This window comes from Palleronia sp. THAF1 (genome assembly GCF_009363795.1).
GTDB lineage: Bacteria > Pseudomonadota > Alphaproteobacteria > Rhodobacterales > Rhodobacteraceae > Palleronia.
Map to the genome: position 1 here is coordinate 1004227 of NZ_CP045420.1, position 20435 is coordinate 1024661.

Annotated in this window: 21 protein-coding genes; 9 read left to right on the plus strand and 12 right to left on the minus strand. The window is 63.5% G+C overall.

The features are described 5' to 3' along the window. The first annotated feature begins 21 nt into the window (after positions 1-21). From FIU81_RS05055 to FIU81_RS05085, 7 genes are all read left to right on the plus strand, one after another. The gene (locus FIU81_RS05055) at positions 22-957 is read left to right on the plus strand and encodes a hypothetical protein (RefSeq protein ID WP_124112406.1); all 936 of its coding nucleotides are present in this window, start codon (positions 22-24) and stop codon (positions 955-957) included. Then, complete coding sequence (locus FIU81_RS05060) at positions 954-1976, plus strand: glycosyltransferase family 2 protein (protein WP_124112407.1); 1023 nt, start codon at positions 954-956, stop codon at positions 1974-1976. The genes FIU81_RS05055 and FIU81_RS05060 overlap by 4 nt, the downstream gene beginning before the upstream one ends. Before the next feature lie 68 nt (positions 1977-2044). Next, positions 2045-2956 carry an AAA family ATPase gene (locus FIU81_RS05065; protein ID WP_254696004.1) on the plus strand — a complete coding sequence of 304 codons (912 nt, stop codon included), beginning with the start codon at positions 2045-2047 and terminating at the stop codon, positions 2954-2956. Positions 2957-3018: 62 nt separating this feature from the next. Continuing rightward, on the plus strand, positions 3019-4284 hold the full coding sequence (locus FIU81_RS05070) for a vWA domain-containing protein (RefSeq protein WP_124112408.1): 1266 nt from the start codon (positions 3019-3021) through the stop codon (positions 4282-4284). Positions 4285-4375: 91 nt separating this feature from the next. Next, positions 4376-6370: an OmpA family protein gene (locus FIU81_RS05075; RefSeq protein ID WP_172971402.1), complete on the plus strand. Its 1995-nt coding sequence runs from the start codon at positions 4376-4378 to the stop codon at positions 6368-6370. A 129-nt stretch (positions 6371-6499) separates the two neighbouring features. Further along, positions 6500-7477: an XdhC family protein gene (locus FIU81_RS05080; RefSeq protein WP_124112410.1), complete on the plus strand. Its 978-nt coding sequence runs from the start codon at positions 6500-6502 to the stop codon at positions 7475-7477. Further along, entirely contained in the window at positions 7477-8463 is a 987-nt protein-coding gene (locus FIU81_RS05085; RefSeq protein ID WP_124112411.1) for a molybdopterin-binding protein, read from the plus strand. Before FIU81_RS05080 ends, FIU81_RS05085 begins: the two co-directional genes overlap by 1 nt. A 130-nt stretch (positions 8464-8593) precedes the next feature. Here FIU81_RS05085 and infC read toward each other — a convergent pair whose 3' ends face one another. After that, on the minus strand, positions 8594-9139 hold the full coding sequence (gene infC / locus FIU81_RS05090) for a translation initiation factor IF-3 (protein ID WP_124112476.1): 546 nt from the start codon (positions 9137-9139) through the stop codon (positions 8594-8596). A 153-nt stretch (positions 9140-9292) separates the two neighbouring features. Between infC and FIU81_RS05095 the strand changes: the two genes are divergently transcribed. Then, positions 9293-10078: a hypothetical protein gene (locus tag FIU81_RS05095; protein WP_124112412.1), complete on the plus strand. Its 786-nt coding sequence runs from the start codon at positions 9293-9295 to the stop codon at positions 10076-10078. 79 nt (positions 10079-10157) lie between these two features. Here the strand turns inward: FIU81_RS05095 and FIU81_RS05100 are convergent, their stop codons facing one another. The 6 genes from FIU81_RS05100 to cysG all read right to left on the minus strand — a co-directional run bounded on the left by FIU81_RS05100 (position 10158) and on the right by cysG (position 15588). After that, a complete protein-coding gene (locus FIU81_RS05100) occupies positions 10158-10976 on the minus strand; it encodes a ferredoxin--NADP reductase (protein ID WP_124112413.1) in 819 nt (272 codons plus the stop codon). A 64-nt stretch (positions 10977-11040) separates the two neighbouring features. Further along, on the minus strand, positions 11041-11460 hold the full coding sequence (locus tag FIU81_RS05105; RefSeq protein WP_124112414.1) for a DUF934 domain-containing protein: 420 nt from the start codon (positions 11458-11460) through the stop codon (positions 11041-11043). Then, positions 11457-12209, minus strand: coding sequence for a phosphoadenylyl-sulfate reductase (locus tag FIU81_RS05110; protein ID WP_124112415.1), 753 nt, complete (start codon positions 12207-12209; stop codon positions 11457-11459). Before FIU81_RS05110 ends, FIU81_RS05105 begins: the two co-directional genes overlap by 4 nt. After that, on the minus strand, positions 12199-13866 hold the full coding sequence (locus FIU81_RS05115) for a nitrite/sulfite reductase (protein ID WP_124112416.1): 1668 nt from the start codon (positions 13864-13866) through the stop codon (positions 12199-12201). Before FIU81_RS05115 ends, FIU81_RS05110 begins: the two co-directional genes overlap by 11 nt. A 4-nt stretch (positions 13867-13870) precedes the next feature. Beyond that, positions 13871-14170 carry a DUF2849 domain-containing protein gene (locus tag FIU81_RS05120; protein ID WP_124112417.1) on the minus strand — a complete coding sequence of 100 codons (300 nt, stop codon included), beginning with the start codon at positions 14168-14170 and terminating at the stop codon, positions 13871-13873. Further along, entirely contained in the window at positions 14170-15588 is a 1419-nt protein-coding gene (gene cysG, locus FIU81_RS05125; protein ID WP_124112418.1) for a siroheme synthase CysG, read from the minus strand. The genes FIU81_RS05120 and cysG overlap by 1 nt, the downstream gene beginning before the upstream one ends. A gap of 138 nt (positions 15589-15726) precedes the next feature. Here cysG and FIU81_RS05130 point away from each other — a divergent pair, with 138 nt between their 5' ends. Further along, the gene (locus FIU81_RS05130; protein ID WP_124112419.1) at positions 15727-16188 is read left to right on the plus strand and encodes an Lrp/AsnC family transcriptional regulator; all 462 of its coding nucleotides are present in this window, start codon (positions 15727-15729) and stop codon (positions 16186-16188) included. Between the two features lie 56 nt (positions 16189-16244). Here FIU81_RS05130 and FIU81_RS05135 read toward each other — a convergent pair whose 3' ends face one another. The 5 genes from FIU81_RS05135 to FIU81_RS05155 all read right to left on the minus strand — a co-directional run bounded on the left by FIU81_RS05135 (position 16245) and on the right by FIU81_RS05155 (position 20435). Beyond that, a complete protein-coding gene (locus tag FIU81_RS05135; RefSeq protein WP_124112420.1) occupies positions 16245-16583 on the minus strand; it encodes a hypothetical protein in 339 nt (112 codons plus the stop codon). Then, complete coding sequence (locus FIU81_RS05140; protein WP_124112421.1) at positions 16580-17020, minus strand: PRC-barrel domain-containing protein; 441 nt, start codon at positions 17018-17020, stop codon at positions 16580-16582. Before FIU81_RS05140 ends, FIU81_RS05135 begins: the two co-directional genes overlap by 4 nt. Positions 17021-17093: 73 nt before the next feature. Further along, complete coding sequence (locus tag FIU81_RS05145) at positions 17094-17507, minus strand: PRC-barrel domain-containing protein (protein WP_172971403.1); 414 nt, start codon at positions 17505-17507, stop codon at positions 17094-17096. 127 nt (positions 17508-17634) lie between these two features. Then, the gene (gene acs / locus FIU81_RS05150) at positions 17635-19593 is read right to left on the minus strand and encodes an acetate--CoA ligase (protein ID WP_124112423.1); all 1959 of its coding nucleotides are present in this window, start codon (positions 19591-19593) and stop codon (positions 17635-17637) included. Positions 19594-19670: 77 nt separating this feature from the next. Then, positions 19671-20435: an ABC transporter ATP-binding protein gene (locus FIU81_RS05155; protein ID WP_124112424.1), complete on the minus strand. Its 765-nt coding sequence runs from the start codon at positions 20433-20435 to the stop codon at positions 19671-19673.

The window sequence follows — 20435 nt, forward strand, 5'->3', positions numbered from 1 at the left end:
CCGATCAATGATGGGACTGCCGTGCCGACTTCCGCCGACCCCCATGCCAATCAGCGCGTCTACAGCGACCCGGAAACGCATGTCGTCTTTCATCTGGGCGCGCATTGCACCGGCGAAGACAGCCTGATCTTCTCTCTCAAGCGCGACAAATCGTTGTTAGAGAAATACAACCTGGGCGTGCTGCGCCAGAAGTTCTTTACCGATATCCTTAGAGAATACACAACGGAATTGCTGCGCGGTCGCGCGGCGGACCTGTCCGAACAAGAGCATCTCTTCCAGTCCCTGATCGGCACGAACCTCGTCGACCGTCTGGTGCTGTCATACGACAGTTTTCTGTCCGGGCCACAGAGGGTTCTGGCCGCCGGCGGTCTGTATGTGAACGCGGATCAAAAGGCGCGAGAGCTACGCAACTGCGTCCCGGACAATCCGGTGTCTTTCATGTTGGCGATCCGCAATCCGGCGACATTCCTGCCCGCCATGTTCGCGAAGGTCAGCGAAGCGCAGGACATCGAAGATTTCCTAGGCGCGATCGATCCGTTTTCGATCCGGTGGAGCCAGGTCATCGCGCAGATCCGCGAAGGCGCGCCGGATGCGCCGATCACCGTTTGGTGCAACGAGGACACGCCTTTCGTTTGGGGCAAGGTCCTGCGCAGCGGCTTCGGGATCGCCGGTGAAGAGATGCTCGACGGCCAATTCGATATCGCGAAAGACATCATGACGGAACAGGGTCGGGCGGCGTTCGAATCCTACGTCGCTGTAAAACCGCCCCGCTCGGACGCGCAAGCGGCGTCGATCATCGAACTGTTCTTGGAGCGGTTCGCCGATCCCGAGCAGCTGATCGAGGACGATAGCCTGCCCGGCTATGCGCCCGAAGACCTGACCGCCATGACCCGTCTGTATGAAGAGGATATCGCGCGCATCGCCGCCATGCCGGGCGTCACACTGCTGTCGCCATGAGGGTACTGGCGATCTCCAGCTTGCGGGACGAGGGGCTGAACCTGCTGCACTGGATCGCCCACCACCGGGCGGCGGGGGTGACGGACTGGCTGCTCTTCACCAACGACTGCGCGGATGGCACTGATACGATGCTCGATTTGTTGCAGGCGGCCGGGATCGTCACGCATGTGCGCAACGCCGTGCCGGAAGGGCGCACGCCGCAATGGTCCGCCTTGCGACAGGCGCGCGATCAGCCAGCCTATGGCCGCGCGGATTGGGCGATGGTCATCGATTGCGACGAATACGTGAACCTGCGCCCATCGGTGCCGACGATCCCGGCGCTGATCGACCGCGCGGGCGCCGATGCCATCGTTCTTCCGTGGCGACTGTTCGGTCACAACGGCCACGCGCGCCGCCCCGAAACCCCGCCGACCGAGGCTTATACCCGTGCGATCCCGCCCGATGCGCTTTACCCGGCACTGTCGCGGTTCTTCAAGACGCTCTACCGGCAAGAGGCGTTCCGCGCCCCCGGCGTGCACCGCCCAAAGGCGCGCAAGGACGCGGCGCCATCATGGGTTGACGGATCTGGCCAGCCGCTGGGAGAGGACTTCGCCCGCGCCAATCAGATCATGCTGTGGGGCCAGCCGCTGGCCACCGATCTGGTGCAACTCAACCACTACTCCGTCCGCTCGGCAGAGGACTTCGTGGCGAAGGTAGCGCGGGGGTTGCCCAACCACACCGACAAGCCGATCGACTTGACATACTGGGTCGAACGCAACTTCAACGCCGTGCCCGACGACACCATCGCCCCCATGGCCGCCGCCACCGCGCGCGAGTTGGAGCACCTACGCAGCCTGCCCGGCGTGGCCGAGGCGGAAGCCGCCAGCCGCGGTTGGCACAGCGCGGGCTTCGATGCCGCGCTGCACGATCCCGCCATGGTCAAGCTGTTCGGGCGCCTGTTGCTGTCGGCGGGCAGCACCGCCCCCGACGCGCAGACCGCGATGACGCTGGTGCGCCTGTTCCAGCGCGCGGGCGTCTAGGACTTTTGCGCCATTGACCCTATGCCGGTCGGGTGCAGGTATCGCCAGGCAACCAGCAAGGACAGACCATGGCCGACATGCCCGCTTCCATCGACGATGTGCAGACCATGCTGCGCGATCAGGACTACGTTTGCGGGCGTCCGCTTGCGACCGTGGCCTATCTTGCGCTGACCCTGGGCCGCCCGTTGTTCCTTGAAGGCGAGGCGGGAACGGGAAAGACCGAAATCGCGAAGGCCATCGCCGCCGCGCTGGGCCGTAAGCTGATCCGCCTGCAATGCTACGAAGGGCTGGACGCCGCATCCGCCGTCTACGAATGGAACTTCGCCGAGCAGATGATCGCGATTCGCTCGGCCGAAGCGACCGGCGGGGCCGACCGCGCGGCCCTGAAGACGGAGCTCTTCACCGAGGACTACCTGATCTCACGACCGCTTCTGGAAGCGATGCGTCCCCAGACCGGCGGCGCGCCCGTCCTCTTGATCGATGAGATCGACCGCACCGACGCCCCGTTCGAGGCCTTCTTGCTGGAAGCCCTGTCGGACTTCGCCGTCACCATCCCGGAACTCGGCACGATCAAGGCGCCAGAGCCGCCCATCGTAATCCTGACGTCGAACCGCACGCGCGAAGTCCACGACGCGCTCAAGCGCCGCTGCCTTTACCACTGGGTCGATTACCCGGCCTTCGAGCGTGAGATCGACATCCTGCAAGCCCGCGCGCCCGAAGCCTCTGCCGATCTGTCGCGGCAGGTGGTTGCTTTCGTTCAGAAACTGCGCGGGAAAGACCTTTTCAAGAAGCCCGGCGTGGCCGAGACCATCGACTGGGCGAAGTGCTTGCTGGCGCTCGACATGATGGAGCTTAGCCCGCAGGTGATCGCCGACACCCTCGGCGCGATCCTTAAATACCAGGACGACATTCAACGCATGGAAGGCTCTGAAGCCAAGCGCCTGTTGGACGAGGTCAACGCGGAACTCAGCCCAGCATGATGCTGCTTCATCGTTCCTTAAATACCTCGGGGGTCCGGGGGTAGGACCCCCGGCTTGGACCGATGGCGAAATACACCGATCTCGACCTGCCGGAGCACCCGAAGCTCGCGCACAACATCACGTGGTTCGCCCGTGCGTTGCGCACCGCTGGCCTGCCCATAGGTCCGGGCCGCGTGATCGATGCGATCCGCGCCGTGGAGACTGCAGGCTTCACCGACAAGCGCGACTTCTACTGGGTTCTGCACGCCTGCTTCGTCACCAAACGCGACCAGCGCGAGACCTTCGATCAGGTGTTCCGCCTGTACTGGCGCGACCCGCGATACATGGAACAGATGATTTCCTTCATGTCGCCGATGGTGCGCGGCGTTGCCGAGGAACGGACCGCCAAGGCCGCCGAAAAACGCGCGGCAGAGGCGTTGCTGGAGGGTGCGCAGGAACCCGACCTGCCGCCCCCGCTGGAAGAAGAGCCGCAAGAGGACACCCTGATAGAGGTCGACGCCAGCCGCACCATGTCCGACGAGGAACGCCTGCGGACACTGGATTTCGAGCAGATGTCGAACGCGGAAATGGCGCGCGCGAAGAAGATGATCGCGCGGCTGACCCTGCCGGTGCAGCCGTTGAAGTCCCGCCGCACCATCGCCGCGCCGCAGGGTCTGTCGCCCGATTGGCGGCGCACGATGCGCACGGCGATGCGGTCTGGGGGCGAACTCACCCGGTTTGAGCGTCGCACGCCCCGCATCCGCTGGCCCGCTCTGGTGGCGATCTGCGACATCTCTGGATCGATGTCGCATTACTCCCGCGCGGTGCTGCACTTCCTGCATGCAGTCTCGAACCAGAAGGGCGCGGGCTGGGCGGATGTGCACGCCTTCACCTTCGGAACGCGGCTGACCAATATCACCCGCCACCTACGCCAGCGCGATGTGGATGCGGCCCTCGCCGCCGCCGGTGCGCAGGCGCAGGACTGGGAGGGCGGCACCCGGATCGGCCAGTGCCTGACAGAGTTCAACCGCGACTGGTCGCGTCGGGTCATGGGGCAGGGGGCCATCGTTCTTCTGATCACCGATGGCCTTGATCGGGGTGACCCGGATGAGCTGGAGCGCGCGATCACCCGCCTGCAGCTTACCGCGCGCCGCGTGATCTGGCTCAATCCGCTGTTGCGCTTCGATGGCTTCGCTCCAAAGGCCAAGGGCATCGCCACGATCCTGCGCCACGTGGACAGCTTTCGCGCCGGTCACGACATCGCATCGCTGGAAGGATTGGCCGCTGCGATCGCCAAACCCGACGACGTCGGCGAGAAAGCGCGCATGATGCGCCTTTTGGGCGTGTGATATGCGATAACCACGCCGAAAAACGCCCTTGAAGGAACGTCCGCCGCGCTCAGCTGTTAGCAGGCAACCCAACTCCTCAAGGATGTTTTCCATGTTGAAGTCTCTTAAGACAACCACCGCGCTCGTCGCTTCGTTGAACCTGATCGTGCCCTTCCCGGCGCTCGCTCAGGCGACCGACGCACAGTCCCGCGCCGTCGAGGCCTGCTCGGCCGATATCACCTCTGCCGAATGTCTGACCGCGACGCAGGATGCAGTATCCCAAGGCGTTGATCCGGAACAGCTGCAGGCGCAAATTCAGAACGGTCCCGAAGCGGAAGCGGAAGCCGAGGCTGGCTTAGAAGCCGAACCCTCCGAGGCACCTGCCGCGCCGGAAGCCCCCGAAGCCGCTGCCGAACCCGAAGCGCCCGCTGATGTCGGCACGGTGAATGAGGAAGCGCCTGCCGCCGAAGCGCCAGTGGAAGAGGCTCCCGCGGAAGAAGCACCCGCTATCGAAGCCCCTGCCGCTGAAGCCCCGGCTGAAGAGGCCGCGCCAGAGTCGACAACCGCCCCCGAGGCCGCGCCGGAAAGCACCGAACAGATGCCGTCCGAGGCTGACCTGCAGGAGCAGCTTGGTGCGGATACAGACGTGAACGCCGAAGCGGATGCAGCTGTCGAAGCGGAAACTGAAGTCGAAGCACAGACGGAGGCCGGCTCCGAAGCGGAAATGGAGACCGAGGCTCAAACCGAGACCGAAGCACCCTTGGAAGCAGAAGCTGAGGCCGAAGCTGAGACTGACGCCGAAACCGCGACGGACGACACCATGCCGTCTACGGACGATCTGGAGCAGCAACTCGGAGCCGCCGAAGCCGAGGCCGAAGGTCAGGCAAACGCCGACGTCGAAGCCGAAGGTGACGCAACCGCCGATAGCGAGACGGTGACGGACATCGAGTCCGAGACGACTGCCGAAACCTCGACCGTCGCGCCCGAAGAGCAGACCATGACGGAAAGCGAGCAAGCCGCCGTTGAAGGCGCGGCCCCCGCCGCCGCTGCTGCGTCCGAAGATGCGGAGGCCGTCGAAAGCGAGACAACGACCATCACCGACACGCGCTCCAGCTCGGAAGATTTCGAGGAGTCGATCAACGCCCAGCCGGCCGATGCGACCGCTCAGGCCAACAACGATGACGATGACGATAACGACAACGAAGACGGCATTTCCGGTCTGACCGATCTGGAAAAAGCGCTTGTCCTTGGTGCCGGTGCTCTCGGTGTTGGCATGCTGTTGCGCGGCAATCAGCAGGTCGTCGCATCCTCGAACGACCGTGTTGTCGTTTCGGGCAGCGACGGTGGGTATGAGTTGATCAAGGACGACAACTCGCTGCTGGCCCAACCCGGTGCGCAGGTTCAGAACCAGACGTTCGACGACGGCTCCAGCCGTTCCACCGTGACGTATGAGGATGGCACCCAGATCGTCACCATCCGTGACAATCAACTGCGTGTCGTGCGCCGCGTGCGGATCTCGCCCAACGGTGAGCAAGTCGTGCTGATCGACGACCTGAACGAGAACATCCAGCCGGTGAACGTCCAGCAACTGCAGCAGACCACGCAGCAGTCGCAAACGGTCAACTTGGCCGATGAAGCCGCTTTGCGTCAGGCCTTGGCAACCGATCGGTCCTTTGATCGCGCCTACAGCTTGAGCCAAGTGCGCAACATCGCCGAGGTCCGCCAGCAGGTGCCCGCCGTCGATCTTGAATCGATCACCTTCGAAACAGGCTCTGCCGCCATCCGTCCCGAGCAGGCCGATGAGTTGCGCGGTCTGGGTCAGTACATTCGCGACAGCATCGCGGAAAACCCGCGTGCGATCTTCCTCGTGGAAGGTCACACCGATACCGTCGGCAACGGGGCCTACAACCTTGCGCTGTCCGACCGCCGCGCGGAGTCAGTGGCGCTGGCGCTGACGGAGTATTTCGACGTGCCAGCCTCGAACCTTGTGGTCCAAGGCTACGGCGAGCGCTTCCTGAAGGTCGCGCAGGAAGGCGACATCCGCGAGAACCGTCGCGCCACCGTGCGCAACGTGACCCCGCTTCTGCAGATTGCCGCTGCGAACTGATCCGAAGCTTCGGGTAGAGACAGGGCCGGTCCTTCGGGGCCGGCCTTTTTCCGTCGCCTGGCCCCCATTCGAAAGTGGCCTTCCGCAACGCACATCGCGGCCCTATCTCTGACCCAACCGGAGGACTCCATGAGCGACACCCACTACGACGACATCCCCGCCATCGCGTTGGACTGGCATCGCGAAGGCAAGGGCGCGGCCTTGGCCACCGTGGTCGAGACATGGGGATCCGCCCCGCGTCCCGTCGGCAGTCAGCTTGCGATCTCTGGCGAGGGGCAGATCGCGGGGTCCGTCTCTGGCGGTTGCGTCGAAGGCGCCGTGGTGGTCGAAGCGCTGGAAGCGGTCGAGCAGGGCGGCGCGCGCATACTGGAGTTCGGCGTCAGCGATGACGAGGCCTTTGCCGTAGGCCTTGCCTGCGGTGGCCGCATCCGGGTCATGGTCGAGCCGGTGCGCGATGGCGACTTGTCACCCGATCTCTTGGAACGTCTGGTGACAGCGCGAGCCGCACGTCAGCAGGTGGCCTACGTTGTCGATACCGAGAACTGGACGCGTGATCTGTCCGGTCCGCCCGAGCACGCTGACCGGTTCCGGCTGGACCGGTCCGGCTTTCAGGATGATGCGCATACTTTCATCGCGATCCACAACCCGCCGCTGCGCATGGTCGTCGTCGGCGGCGTTCATATCGCGCAGCCGCTGATGCAGATGGCGCGCATGACAGGCTATGACGCGGTGCTGATCGACCCGCGCGAAAGCTTTGCCTCGCCCGAGCGCTTCCCTGGAGAGACGTTGCTGCATGACTGGCCTGACGAGGCGATGGCGCAGCACGAGCTGGATGCGCGCACGGCCGTCGTGACGCTGACCCACGATCCGAAGATCGACGACCCGGCAATCGAGACGGCGCTGGGCGCGGATGTGTTCTACCTTGGCTGCCTGGGATCGACCCGCACACATGCCAAACGTGTCGCGCGGCTGGAAGAAAAGGGCTTTGACGCCAACCAGATCGCACGCATCCATGCACCCGTTGGCCTGAACATTGGCTCGCGCAGCCCGGCGGAGATCGCGATTTCGGTTATGGCCGAGATCACCCAACGCCTGCGACGCGGCTGATGGACTTCGGAGAGGTCCCGCTGGATCGAGCAGAGGGCGCAATCCTCGCTCATTCGCTTCGCCTCGAAGGCGGGCGCATCCGGAAGGGGCGGGTCTTGAGCGCAGAGGATATCGTGGTGCTTCGCTCGGCCGGCGTGGGTTCTGTCGTCGCGGCGTCGTTGGCCGCCGGGGATCTGACCGAAGACGCTGCCGCCGCGCGCATCGCCGCAGCGCTCGTCCCCGATCCCAAGGCCGCTGGGCTGCGTGTGACAGAGGCCAGCACGGGACGCGTGAACTTCTACGCCACTGGGCCGGGCATTCTGGGATTGGACACCGATGCGTTGCATGCGCTGAACCTATTAGACCCGACGGTCACGGTGGCCACGTTGGCGCCCTTTGCACGGGTAGAGGCAGGCACCATGGTCGCGACGGTCAAGATCATCTCTTATGCGGTTGACGGCGCAGTGATCGATCAGGCGGCTGCGCTATGCGCCAACGCCCTGACGCGCATCCCGGTGAAGCTGCGCGATGCCACACTGATCATCACCGATCTGGGGCAGGGGCCGGGCAAAGGCGAGGCCGCCATCGCGACCCGGCTCGACCGGCTGGGGATGGCGTTGGCGGGGGTAGAGGTCGTGCCCCACGATGCGCCGTCCATCGCCACCGCACTTGCCGGGGTGGACAGCGATCTGGCCTTGCTGCTGACGGCCTCGGCCACCTCTGACATTCGCGATGTGGGGCCAGAGGGGCTGGTGCGAGCCGGTGGTCGCATGACCCGCTTCGGGATGCCCGTCGATCCCGGCAACCTGCTGTTCTACGGCGATCTTGGCGGGCGTCCGGTCATCGGTCTGCCCGGCTGCGCGCGCTCGCCTGCGCTGAACGGTGCCGATTGGGTGTTGGAACGACTGTGCTGCGGGTTGGTGCCGACAGGCGCAGAGATCGCGGCCATGGGCGTGGGCGGGCTACTGAAGGAAAGCCCGGCGCGTCCGCATCCACGGGCCGGATAGGTGGGGGCGCTGCCCCCGTCGCCCTGCGGTCGCCTCCCCCGAGGTACTTTCGGAACAATGAAGCAGGACCAGGATACGAAAAAGCCCGACCACCGGGGCCGGGCTTATGCGCTTGTAAGACGTGGCGGCCTTATTTCGTCGACGGTCCGATCATCATGACCATCTGGCGGCCTTCCATCTTCGGGAAGTTCTCGACCTTGCCGATTTCCTTGGTATCTTCCGCGACCCGCTCCAGCAGCTCACGGCCCAGGTTCTGGTGCGCCATTTCGCGGCCACGGAACCGCAGGGTGACCTTCACCTTGTCGCCGTTTTCCAAAAATTTGAAGACGTTCCGCATTTTGACTTCATAGTCGTGCGTATCGGTGTTGGGGCGGAACTTCACCTCCTTCACCTCAATGATCTTCTGCTTCTTGCGGGCCTCGGCCTCTTTCTTCTGGGTCTCGTACTTGAATTTGCCGAAATCCATGATCTTGCAGACCGGCGGCGTCGCATTGGGCGAGATCTCGACCAGGTCGAGACCGACATCCTCTGCCATCTGCATGGCGCGCTCGGGCGTTACGACGCCGACGTTCTCGCCTTCTGCGCCGATCAGCCGGATCTCGGAGGCCCGGATGCGTCCGTTGACGCGGGGGCCGGTATCGCGCTGTGGCGGCGCGTTGTGTGGTCTGCGGGCGATGGGTGTATCCTCACGGGTAATGGCTATCAGGTCGCTTAGATAGCCGTCCGACGACGCCCGTTCAAGCACTGACGGAACCTGAAGGGTCTGCCGGTGCGTTGTTACGTGAATCATGTTGCAGGAATTATCCTGCCGACGAGAAGGAGATGACCCATGTTCACACGTATGACATCCATTGCCGCCCTGCTGGCCGCCGGAATGGTGCTCGCCGCCTGTCAGGAAGAAGAGGCCGATGCGACCGAGACCAGTTCGGAGGTTGAAACGGTAGAGACGACGGCTGACGAGGCTGGCGAGAACGTCACCGCCGAGAGCGAAGATATGGCCGGGGGCGATGCCGAGATGACATCGGTGGACGATGAAGTCGCGCCTGAGACCGATGCGATGGCCGAGTCGGACAGTGACACCGAGAACACACAGATGACCTCGGTCGATGACGAGCCCGCACCCGAGACCGACAGCGCCGCGATGGACGATGCTGCTGCGATGGACGACAGCGACGCGACTGTAGCGGGCGAAGACACGGCGGAGGCCAGCCCGGCGGATGAGAATGACAACGTCGCCGAGCAGACCGAAGTTGAGACCAGCGACACGGGTGCTGCCTCTGCCGAGGCAACCGAAGAGGCGCTGGCCACCGCCCGCGATGGAGAGTCCCCGGCGGCCGCCGCTCAGGACGATGCCGTCGATGCCGCTCAGGAGGAAGGCACAGTCGGTGCAGAAGCCGCAGAGACCAGCCAATCTGAAGGTCGCGCTATTCTGGAGCAGGCACTGACGGTCGACGGGTTCGACCCTGACGCGCTGACGACCGCTTTGGAAAATGCCGAGATGAACGACATGGTCCGCACCGCACTGACCAATGCCGTGACCAACGTCGATCCCGAAAACGACGTGGCGGTTGAAGCGCTGACCAACCGACTGCGCAGCGCCTTTGGCATGCAATAGAAACTAAAGCGGCCCGTGACGGACGCGGGCCGTTTTTGCATTATCGAAACGCTCGCGCCAAATCGGCGCGGGCGTTTTGCTATCCGACGAAGGCCTTTTCCACGACGTACTCTGCCGGATCGCTGTTGGCGCCTTCGCGAAGACCGAACCCTTCCAGGATCTCCTTCAGATCGGTGTTCAGCCCCATGGAGCCACAGACCATCGCGCGGTCCGTTTCTGCAGTGATGCCGTCAATTCCCAGATCGCGGAAGATCTCGCCCGACTTCAGCAGATCGGTAACGCGGCCCATCTTCGGGCTCTCTTCGCGGGTCGTGGTTGGATAATAGACCAGCTTGTTCACGCCACCTTCCGTCAATTCGCACATCATCTCGTCCGATTTTACCTGCTCGACCAGTTGCCGCCCGTATTCCAGTTCGGCCACGTCGCGGCAGGTGTGGGTCAGGATAACCTGATCGTAGTCCTCGTAGGTCTGCGGCTCACGGATAAGCGACGCGAAGGGCGCGATGCCGGTGCCGGTCGAGAAAAACCACAGCCGGTTGCCAGGCAGCAAAGCGTCGTGGACCAGCGTGCCCACAGGTTTTGGCCGCATGATGATCTGATCGCCCGGCTGGATATGTTGCAGGCGGCTGGTCAGCGGGCCGTCCTGCACCTTGATCGAATAGAACTCCAACTCGTCGTCCCACGCAGGCGAGGCGATGGAATATGCGCGCAGCAGCGGTTTGCCGTCATCCTTCAACAGTCCGATCATCACGAACTCGCCCGAACGGAAACGAAGAGATGCGGGGCGGGCCACGCGGAACGAGAACAGACGGTCGGTCCAGTGGGTCACGCTAAGGACGGTCTGCGCGTCGGGCAGGGCCTTGGGCTTGGCTTGGGTCGAAAGGGTCATGTCGTTCATATGCTCTGCCGAATAGAAATCCGGCCCTCTGTAGTGTCATTCGGAATAATGCGAAAGACGGCGGTCAGCCGCGCAGACGGTTCTGATAGCTGTGCGCCTGCCAGTCGGCGCGCGCGCGCCACTGGGCTTCGGGCTGGCGCGCGGCCAGATCGTCGTCGATCTCGACCTCGTCGAAGCCGGAGCGGCGCGCCATGGCATATTGGTCAGCGATCACGTGCCCCTTGGCGCGCAGCCGTCCGTCGTATCCCAGCCGCCGCAAGTGACGCGCGATGGTAAAGCCACGTCCGTCTGCGAAACTGGGGAAATCGACGCGGATCATCGCGACGCCGTCCAGCTTGTCGGCCAGTTGCGTGGGGTCGGTGTCCGATGGTAAATCCAACGCCAGACCGCGACCGGCCTCGTCACTGGGGTGGTTCTGGATCAGGGTATAGCCCGCATCCCAGTCGTCGGCCGCAAAGCCCGTATCGGTGACGATTACGCTCATGCCTGTTCTCCTGCGCCGATGCGGACCATCTTGCCGTTCACGAAGTGGATACCGCATTCTTCCTTGTCGGTGTCGCGCCAGCGTCCGGCGCGTTCGTCCTCTCCCGGAGCGACCTTGGACGTGCAGGGCTTGCAACCGATGGACGGATAGCCCTGTGCCACTAGCGGGTGCCGGGGCAGGCGGTTGTTCACCATGTACTCGCGAACCCCGTCGCGCTCCCAATGGACGAGCGGGTTGATCTTGATACGACCGGTGCCCGGTTCTTCCTCGAAGAACTCCAGATCGGCGCGCTTGCCGCCTTGGAACCGCTTGCGGCCCGTAATCCAGGCGTCAAACCCGTTCAGGGCATTGGCCAGCGGCACGGTCTTTCGGAAGTTGCAGCAGGCGTCGGGGTCGGTCCGGTGCAGCAGTCCGTCCGGGTCCATGCGCGCCTTGTCATCCTCATCCGGGTGGATCAGGCGCACGTCTTCCAGCCCCAGCCGCTTTGCCACCGTTTGCTGATACTCCAGCGTTTCGGGGAACAGCATTTCGGTTTGCAGAAACAGCACAGGCGTCTTGGGATCGACGAGAGCCACAAGGTGCAGCAGTGCGACGGATTCGGCGCCGAAGGACGACACCATCGCCACGCGACCGACTTGCGCGTCCTTCAGCGCATGGCGCAGCACGTCGATGGCGGCGTGGTGCGCGTAGCTCTTGTTCAGAGCTACGACACGGTCGCTTACCGATTGGTCGAAGGCTTCATGCCGCATCGACTTTTTCCTTTTCCGGGTAGAGCGCTGCCTTGAATGGCTCCATCCCGACGCGGCGATAGGCTTGCAGGAACGTCTCATCCTCGCCTTCGCGCAGGTCCAGATAGGCCAGTAACAGGCGCTCGATGGCGGGCACGATCTCGTCGTAGGCGAAACCTGGGCCGGTCCGGGTGCCGATGGCGGCGTCTTCCGTGCCGTCACCGCCCAGCGTGATCTGGTAGTTCTCGACGCCCGCACGGTCGAGGCCAAGAATTCCGATGTGGCCCACATGGTGATGACCGCAGGCATTGATGCAGCCGGATATCTTGATCTTCAGCGGGCCGATATCGTGGGCCAGCTTCAATTCCTCGAACCGCAGCGCGATGTCCTGCGCGACGGGGATCGAGCGGGCGGTCGCCAGCGCACAGTAATCCATACCGGGGCAGGCGATGATGTCCGAAATCAGGCCGATGTTTGCCGCCGCCAGACCCACGTCGCGCAGGGCGGCGTGGACTTCCGGCAGGTCGGCGCGGGCGACATGGGGCAGGATGACATTCTGCTCGTGGCTGATGCGCAGCTCGTCGTAGCCGAAGCTTTCGGCAAGTTCTGCCATGGCGACCATCTGCTCGGCGGTCGCGTCACCCGGAGTCTGGCCCGGCGTCTTGATCGAGATCGAGACGATGGCGTGGTCGTCGCGCACGTGGTCGGTGACATTGGTGTCGACCCAAGCCCGGAACAGCGGGTCATTGTCGTAGGCGATCTGGAACGCGTCGTCGTCTTTGGCAACGTAATCGGGCGCAGAGAACGCGTCCTTGATCTGACCCAGAAGCTGTTGGTCCACGCCGGTGAAGGCGGGACGGATCTGGGAGAACCGTTCCTCTATCATCCGCGAAATCTCTTCCAGACCAGTCTCGTGCACGGTGATCTTGATGCGCGCCTTGTACTTGTTGTCGCGCCGGCCCAGCAGATTGTAGACGCTGACGATCGCCTCGCAGTAAGGCAGCAGATCGGCTTCGGGCAGGAACTCGCGGGCGACCTTGCCGATTATGGGCGTGCGACCAAGGCCGCCGCCGATAAGCACGCGGAAGCCGCGCTCGCCGTCCTTCTCGACGATCTCGAGCCCGATGTCGTGGGCACGCACAACGGCACGGTCGTGGGTCGAACCGGACACCGCGATCTTGAACTTGCGGGGCAGGAACTGGAATTCCGGGTGGTCGGTGGACCACTGGCGCAGCAATTCCGCATAGGGACGCGGGTCGGCGATTTCGTCCTTCGCGGCACCGGCGAAATGGTCGGCGGTGACGTTTCGGATCGTGTTGCCAGAGGTCTGGATGGCGTGCATCTCGACGTCCGCCAGATCGGACAGGATCTGCGGAACGTCCTTCAGTTTCGGCCAGTTGAACTGAATGTTCTGGCGCGTGGTGAAGTGGCCATAGCCTTTATCGTAGGTGCGCGCGATATGAGCGAGCTGCCGCATCTGGCGACCATTGAGCGTCCCGTAGGGCACCGCCACGCGCAGCATGTAGGCGTGCAACTGCAGGTAGAGCCCGTTCATCAGGCGCAGTGGTTTGAACTCGTCCTCGGTCAGCGAGCCGTCGATGCGGCGCTGCACCTGGGCAGAGAATTGGGCCACGCGCTCGCGCACGAACGCCTCGTCGAAGTCGTTGTACTGATACATGATTTCAGGCCTCCGCCTGTTTGCCGTGGGCGTAGTTGGACGGGCCGCGGGTGCGGAACGCCTCTCGGAAGTGGGTCGGTTCGGGGCCGTCTTCGCCCGCTTTCGCATCCGCCAGATAAGCGCCGACGACGACGTCGGCCTGACCCATGGCGAAGAGCAGACGGTCTTGGGAAACGGCCTCGTCCTCGATCAATTCGGCCTCGGACATATCGGTGGTCCAACGGTCGTCGGCGGTCAGCCAGACGGCATCGCCTTCCAGCAGGCGATTTGCGGTGACGACCTTTGGGGTGAAAGCGCGGGGCATCAGAGAGCCTCCTCAATAGAAATATCAACCGTCTGCAACGTCTCAGACGTATGTCGGCTCTCCGCCTGGCGCGGTGCCAAGCCCAGAAGGACCATGGCGGGGCCATCGAAAGCGGCATTGGTCAGCGCGGGCTCCAGCTCGGCCAGCGTCGTGGCGAGCGTGCGCTCGTTGGGGCGAGAGGCGTTTTCGATGACCGTGACGGGCGTTTCCGGATCGGCGCCATGCATCAGCAGACGGCCCTGAATGAATCGCGCGGCGCGCTTGCCCATATAGATCGCGGCGACCTGGCCGGGGGTGGCAAGGTCGGCCCAGTCGTGGTCGGCAAAGCCTTTCATGTCGTGGCCGGTCAGGAACCGAACATTGGCGTTGCGGCCGCGGCGCGTAAGCGACTGCCCGATCGAAGCAACAGCGGCAGAAGCCGACGTGATGCCGGGTACGATGGACCAAGATTGACCGGCGGCGGTGACGGCTTCGATTTCCTCGTCGAGCCGACCGAAAACGGTAGGGTCGCCGGATTTGAGACGCACGACCTGATGGCCATCGGCGACGTGGCGCACGATGTGGGCGTTGATCTCATCCTGCGGCGTGTGGCGGCCGAAGCCTTCCTTGCCCACGTCGATCATCAGAGCCTCGCGGCGGGCGAGTTCGAGTATTTCGGGCGTTACCAGACGGTCGAAGATCACGACATCCGCTTCGTCCAGCGCGCGGCGGGCTTTCATGGTCAGCAAATCGGGATCGCCGGGGCCACTGCCGACGAAGGCCACGTGACCTTCCCGCGCCGTGCGGGTCAGGTGCTTGGTCAGCAGAGTGTCGAGCGTTTCGCGCACGGCAGTCTCGCCGCCTGCGGCATGGGCGCGGGGCCCGGCCTGATCGTAGTAGTCGGCCCAGAAGTCACGGCGTGCCCGCCCCATGGGCAGGGCGTCGGCCATCTTGCGGAAAGTCTTGCCGATGCGGGCGAGGGGGCCCAGCACCGGGGACAGACGCTCTTCCAGCTCGCGCTTGATCTGGCGGGCCAGAACGGGGGCCGCGCCTTCGGTGCCGATGGCTATGGTCACGGGATCACGGTCCACGATGGCGGGGGTAATGAACTGGCTGCCGTGCAGGTTGTCGACCATGTTCACCAGCGCGCCATCGGCACGGGCGAGGGCGGCGACGCGCGCATCTTCCGCGTCATCGTCATTGGCAGCGTAGAACAGCGCGGCACAAAGGGCATCACCGTGATCCAGCGCACGGCGGACGAGGCGCAGCTTGCCCTGCGCGGCCCAGTCGCGGATCTCAGACGCAGGGGCGGCTGCGAACACTGTGACATGCGCTTCGGATTTCAGGATCAGCCGCAGCTTGGCCAGTGCGGCTTCCCCACCACCTGACAGCACCACACGCCGACCGGCGAGGTTCAGAAAAATCGGAAAATGCTGCATCGGGACGGCTCCTGCGTTCGTAGGCTTGAGATAGAACATTATCCCGCTGTATTGCAGGGGACGGGGCTGTATAAGGAACGTGTGTCCTGAGTTGCGCAGGATTTGGACCGAGTGTCCGCGACGTGGGAGAAGATCGGAATGGATGTTCGCGTGGACGACCTTGATCGGAAAATTCTTCGGGAATTGCAGCGCGATGCGGGGCAATCTTTGGACGACATAGCCAAGGTCGTCGGGTCATCCAAGACGCCTGTGTGGAATCGTATCCGCAAGATGCGCGAGGCGGGTCTGATCGGCGCGCAGACGGTCATTCTGGATGCCGAGGCACTGGGGTTCGACGCGTGTTTCTTCGTCTTGATCCGCACCTCGGCCCACGAGAAAGATTGGCAAGAGCGCTTTCTAGCGGCCCTGAAAGCGCGACCGGAGGTGCAAGAGGCGCACCGGCTGGCGGGCGATATCGACTATATCCTGAAGGTACGGGTCGCGAATGCGCGGGCCTATGACGTGTTCTACCAAGCGCTGATCGCTGAGGTGAACATCCACAACGTGACGGCGCTTCTGTCCATGGAAGAGCTGAAATACACGACCGCGCTGCCGTTATGATCGCCGGGGGTTTCACACCCCCGGACCCCCGTGAGGTATTTGCGGAACGATGAAGATCAGGTGCCGCGCTCTTTCTCCGCGTCTGACAGATCGGCCCACCAGTCGGCGTAGGTCGAGTTCTTCGGGGCTTTTTGCGTCTGGTCCGGCGCGTCGTCATTCCACCAGACGGGGCCACGTTCGCCCAAGTCGCGTTTCGCTTCATCAACGCGTGCGCGGGCGGCTGTCGTCTCAGCTTCCGTTTCCGCCTGTCCCACGGCCCGCCGCGCCTGCATCAAGCGTTTGACGGCGGCGCGGCGGGTCGAATCGTCTAAACGAGGATCGGTCTTGCGCCATAAACGCCCTTTGGAGACGAAGTAACGGCCATCAGGCGTTTCGGGATAGTCCGTGCGGCTCATTCTGCCAGCGGCGGGCCTTCGTAGCGGTCCATGTTCTGCAATTCCGCGGCGGTGATATCCAAGATGATGCGGATCGCGCCGGTCGCAGATTGGCCGATGTCGGCATCGATAAGCGGCACGGCAACCGGGCGCTCGAACACGCCGAAGACGCCGCCGACTTCAAAGACCAGCGCGACTGGCACGTCACGTTCGATCAGCACGCCGCGCGCGCTGCCGATGCGGTTTCCGGCGACGTCGAGCACCTCGGCTTGGGTGACGAGTTCGGTTGTGATCGCCTCTGGTGGCACCGGAGAGAAGGGGCCAGCCATGTCGGCCGTACCTTCGAGACGGGAGGCAAGGTTGCCCGCTTCTTTGAAAGGTGCGTCTTCGACCGGCACGGAATCTTGGGCTAATGCGGGAAGCGGTAGGGCGAGTAGGGTGGCGAGCACGAGGCGCATGAAGTTCTCCTGTTTGCCACGGCCAATGCGTCAGACCCACGCCCGTTCCCTGCCTGCGGCAATGGGTGCAACCTCAATCCTCAGTGGGAAGCGCGTCGAAATCTGCGGCAGTGACGACGCGTAGCGATCCCGCTGCCGTCTCCATGACTTGCGCCTGCGACAGTGGCAAGACGACGTCCCGCGAGCCCATTTCGAAGATGCCACCACGGTCGATAACGAGCTTATCCTCGGCGTCTTCATCGATCAGCACATCCTGAACGGCGCCGAGACTCTCTTCCGTCGTGGATACCACGGGTGCGCCACGCAGGCTTTCGACGGAGAGGCCGTCGATGGCGATATCTTCAAACTCTTCGGGTCCGGGATCGACGCCCAGAATTTCTGCCAATGGGCTGATGGTCTCGGAAGCCGGCGCGTCTTGCTCTTGCGCAAAGGCGGGCGCGGCAGCCAGAACGGTGGCGAGGGTAAGGCTTTGATAACGATAGAACATTTTTAGATCCTCCAAATACACGGGGCATAAAGTCAACGCGGTGTTCGGACGGGCGTTCCGTTTTGTCGCAGGAAAAGGCCCCGCCGGAGCGGGTCCGACGGGGCACATTTGTCTTCGTAGGAAGCGCCTACTTGTTCAGGCGGTTCGCGATCAAATCGTCCACGACTTCGGGTTCTGCCAGGGTCGAAGTGTCGCCCAGGCTGTCATGCTCGTTCGCGGCGACCTTTCGCAAAATGCGGCGCATGATCTTGCCCGACCGGGTCTTGGGCAGGCCGGGGGCCCACTGGATGAAGTCGGGCTTGGCGATGGGGCCGATTTCCGCGCGGACGTGATCCTGAAGCTCTTTCTTCAGCTCGTCCGACGGCTCATTCCCGTCCATGAGCGAGACGTAGCAGTAGATCGCCTGACCCTTCACATCGTGCGGGACACCGACGACGGCGGCCTCGTTCACGGCCTTGTGGCTGACCAGCGCGGATTCGACTTCCGCCGTGCCCATACGGTGGCCCGAGACGTTGATGACGTCATCGACGCGGCCCGTGATCCAGTAATAGCCATCCTCGTCGCGGACGCAGCCGTCCTCGGTGAAGTAGTAGCCTTTGTACTGCTGGAAGTAGGTGTTCATGAAGCGGTCGTGGTCGCCGTAGACCGTGCGCATCTGGCTGGGCCAGCTGTCGGCAATGGCCAGTACGCCATCGACGCCGTTGCCGTCCTGCACTTCACCCGATTCAGCATTCAGCACGACGGGCTGGATGCCGAAGAAGGGTTTGGTGGCCGATCCGGGCTTGGTGGGCGTGGCGCCGGGCAGGGGGGTCAGCATGTGGCCGCCGGTTTCGGTCTGCCACCACGTGTCGACAATGGGACAGTTCCCCTTGCCGACGACGTCGTTGTACCAGTGCCACGCCTCTGGGTTGATCGGCTCGCCCACAGTGCCCAGCAGTTTCAGCGACGACAGGTCGTGCTTTTCGACCGGCTCGTTCCCCTTGCCCATCAGCGCGCGGATGGCGGTAGGGGCAGTGTAGAACTGGTTGACCTTGTGGTCGGCGCAGATCTTCCAGAAGCGGCCCGCGTCGGGGTAGGTGGGCACGCCTTCGAACATCAGCGTCGTGGCGCCGTTCGCGAGCGGGCCGTAGACGATATAGCTGTGGCCGGTGACCCAGCCCACGTCTGCGGTGCACCAATAGACGTCGCCGTCGTGGTAATCGAAGGTGTATTCGTGAGTCATCGACGTGTAGACGATATAGCCGCCGGTGGAATGCACCACGCCCTTGGGCTGGCCGGTGGAGCCAGAGGTGTAGAGGATGAACAGCGGGTCTTCGGCGTTCATCTCCTCTGCCGGGCAGGAGTCGGACACGCCGTCTTCCATCTCGTGCAGCCAGTGGTCGCGACCGTCTTCCCAGTTGATGTCATTGCCCGCACGCTTGACGACCAGCATCTTGGCGTCGTGTTCGACCTTCTCGAACGCCTTGTCGGCGTTCTGCTTCAGGGGCGTCACGCGACCGCCACGGGGGCTGCCGTCAGAGGTGATGACAACCTTGGCCTTGGAGCCGTTGATGCGGCTGGATAGCGCTTCGGGCGAGAAGCCCGCGAAGACGACTGAGTGGATGGCGCCGATGCGTGCGCAGGCTAGCATGGCGTAGGCGGCTTGCGGGATCATGGGCAGGTAGATGACGACCCGATCGCCCTTTTCGACGCCCATCTCCTTCAGGACGTTGGCGAACTTGCCGACATGAGAGGCGAGCTGGTTGTAGCTGATGTGCTGGTCGCTGCCGTCGTCCTCATCCGGAACCCAGATAATCGCGGTCTGGTCGCCACGGTCCTTCAGGTGACGGTCGATGCAGTTGGCGGCGACGTTCAGGGTGCCGTCCTCGAACCATTTGATGTCCACCTGACCATAGGTGAAATCGGTGTTCTTGACCTTTGTGTAGGGCTTGATCCAGTCGATCCGCTTGCCGTGTTCCCCCCAGAAGCCTTCGGGGTCCTTGATCGAGCGGTCGTACATCTCGTCGTACGTGGCGCCGTCGATATGGGCCTTTCGTACGAAATCTTCGGATGGCGCATACGTCTTCGCGGCGGTTTCGTCTTTCATCTCTGTCTCCTCCACAGATCTTGCGATCCGGCCCCTTGGCGGGTCGGGCTATCATGCAGAACTCTAGGCCGGGTCGCCTAGATGGCGAGGTATTCCTGCCGCAGCTTCTCGTCTTCCAAGACTTCCTTGGCCGAGCCGTCGAATACGACAGAGCCGGTGTCCAGGATCACCGCGCGGTCGGCCAGCTTCAAAGCGGCGATGGCGTTTTGTTCCACCAGGATCGTGGTGATCCCCTGATCGCGGATGATCTGCAACGTCTTTGCAATTTCCTGCACGATAACAGGAGCCAGACCTTCGTAGGGTTCATCCAGCAGCAACACCTTGATGTCGCGGCACAGGGCGCGGCCGATGGCCAGCATCTGCTGTTCGCCGCCAGACAAGGTTACGCCTTCCTGCTTGCGGCGTTCGCCAAGGCGGGGGAACAGTTCGAACACACGGTCGATGGACCAGCCTTTGGGCGGCGCGATCTGCGCCAGTTCAAGGTTCTCCTGCACTGTCAGGCCGGGGATAATCCGGCGGTCTTCGGGCACCAACTGGATGCCGTTGGCGGCGGCCTCATGGGCTTTCATGTCATGCAGGGGCTTATGGTCCAGCCAGATTTCGCCGTGGCGGACTTCAGGCGTGCCGACCCGCGCGATGGCGCGCAAGGTGGACGTTTTGCCCGCGCCGTTGCGGCCCAGAAGGGCGAGGATCTCGCCCTCATGGACGTTGAAGCTGACGTTCTGGACGATGTAGCTTTCGCCGTAATACGCCTCCAGGTTCCAGACGGACAGGAACGCAGGGGCGGTGGCCGCGTGGTTGGCGTTGCGGTCGAAGCCTTCGGTTGTGGCGGGTTTGTTCAT

Excerpts from the sequence above, each read along its gene's own strand:
- FIU81_RS05070 (WP_124112408.1), top strand. The coding sequence starts at position 3,019 with ATGGCGAAATACACCGATCTCGACCTGCCGGAGCACCCGAAGCTCGCG.
- FIU81_RS05075 (WP_172971402.1), top strand. The coding sequence starts at position 4,376 with ATGTTGAAGTCTCTTAAGACAACCACCGCGCTCGTCGCTTCGTTGAAC.
- FIU81_RS05095 (WP_124112412.1), top strand. The coding sequence starts at position 9,293 with ATGTTCACACGTATGACATCCATTGCCGCCCTGCTGGCCGCCGGAATG.
- FIU81_RS05145 (WP_172971403.1), bottom strand. The coding sequence starts at position 17,507 with ATGTTCTATCGTTATCAAAGCCTTACCCTCGCCACCGTTCTGGCTGCC.
- FIU81_RS05065 (WP_254696004.1), top strand. The coding sequence starts at position 2,045 with ATGGCCGACATGCCCGCTTCCATCGACGATGTGCAGACCATGCTGCGC.
- cysG (WP_124112418.1), bottom strand. The coding sequence starts at position 15,588 with ATGCAGCATTTTCCGATTTTTCTGAACCTCGCCGGTCGGCGTGTGGTG.
- FIU81_RS05080 (WP_124112410.1), top strand. The coding sequence starts at position 6,500 with ATGAGCGACACCCACTACGACGACATCCCCGCCATCGCGTTGGACTGG.
- FIU81_RS05140 (WP_124112421.1), bottom strand. The coding sequence starts at position 17,020 with ATGCGCCTCGTGCTCGCCACCCTACTCGCCCTACCGCTTCCCGCATTA.
- FIU81_RS05110 (WP_124112415.1), bottom strand. The coding sequence starts at position 12,209 with ATGCGGCATGAAGCCTTCGACCAATCGGTAAGCGACCGTGTCGTAGCT.
- FIU81_RS05085 (WP_124112411.1), top strand. The coding sequence starts at position 7,477 with ATGGACTTCGGAGAGGTCCCGCTGGATCGAGCAGAGGGCGCAATCCTC.
- FIU81_RS05135 (WP_124112420.1), bottom strand. The coding sequence starts at position 16,583 with ATGAGCCGCACGGACTATCCCGAAACGCCTGATGGCCGTTACTTCGTC.
- FIU81_RS05120 (WP_124112417.1), bottom strand. The coding sequence starts at position 14,170 with ATGCCCCGCGCTTTCACCCCAAAGGTCGTCACCGCAAATCGCCTGCTG.
- acs (WP_124112423.1), bottom strand. The coding sequence starts at position 19,593 with ATGAAAGACGAAACCGCCGCGAAGACGTATGCGCCATCCGAAGATTTC.
- FIU81_RS05100 (WP_124112413.1), bottom strand. The coding sequence starts at position 10,976 with ATGAACGACATGACCCTTTCGACCCAAGCCAAGCCCAAGGCCCTGCCC.
- FIU81_RS05060 (WP_124112407.1), top strand. The coding sequence starts at position 954 with ATGAGGGTACTGGCGATCTCCAGCTTGCGGGACGAGGGGCTGAACCTG.
- FIU81_RS05105 (WP_124112414.1), bottom strand. The coding sequence starts at position 11,460 with ATGAGCGTAATCGTCACCGATACGGGCTTTGCGGCCGACGACTGGGAT.
- FIU81_RS05130 (WP_124112419.1), top strand. The coding sequence starts at position 15,727 with ATGGATGTTCGCGTGGACGACCTTGATCGGAAAATTCTTCGGGAATTG.
- FIU81_RS05115 (WP_124112416.1), bottom strand. The coding sequence starts at position 13,866 with ATGTATCAGTACAACGACTTCGACGAGGCGTTCGTGCGCGAGCGCGTG.
- FIU81_RS05155 (WP_124112424.1), bottom strand. The coding sequence starts at position 20,435 with ATGAACAAACCCGCCACAACCGAAGGCTTCGACCGCAACGCCAACCAC.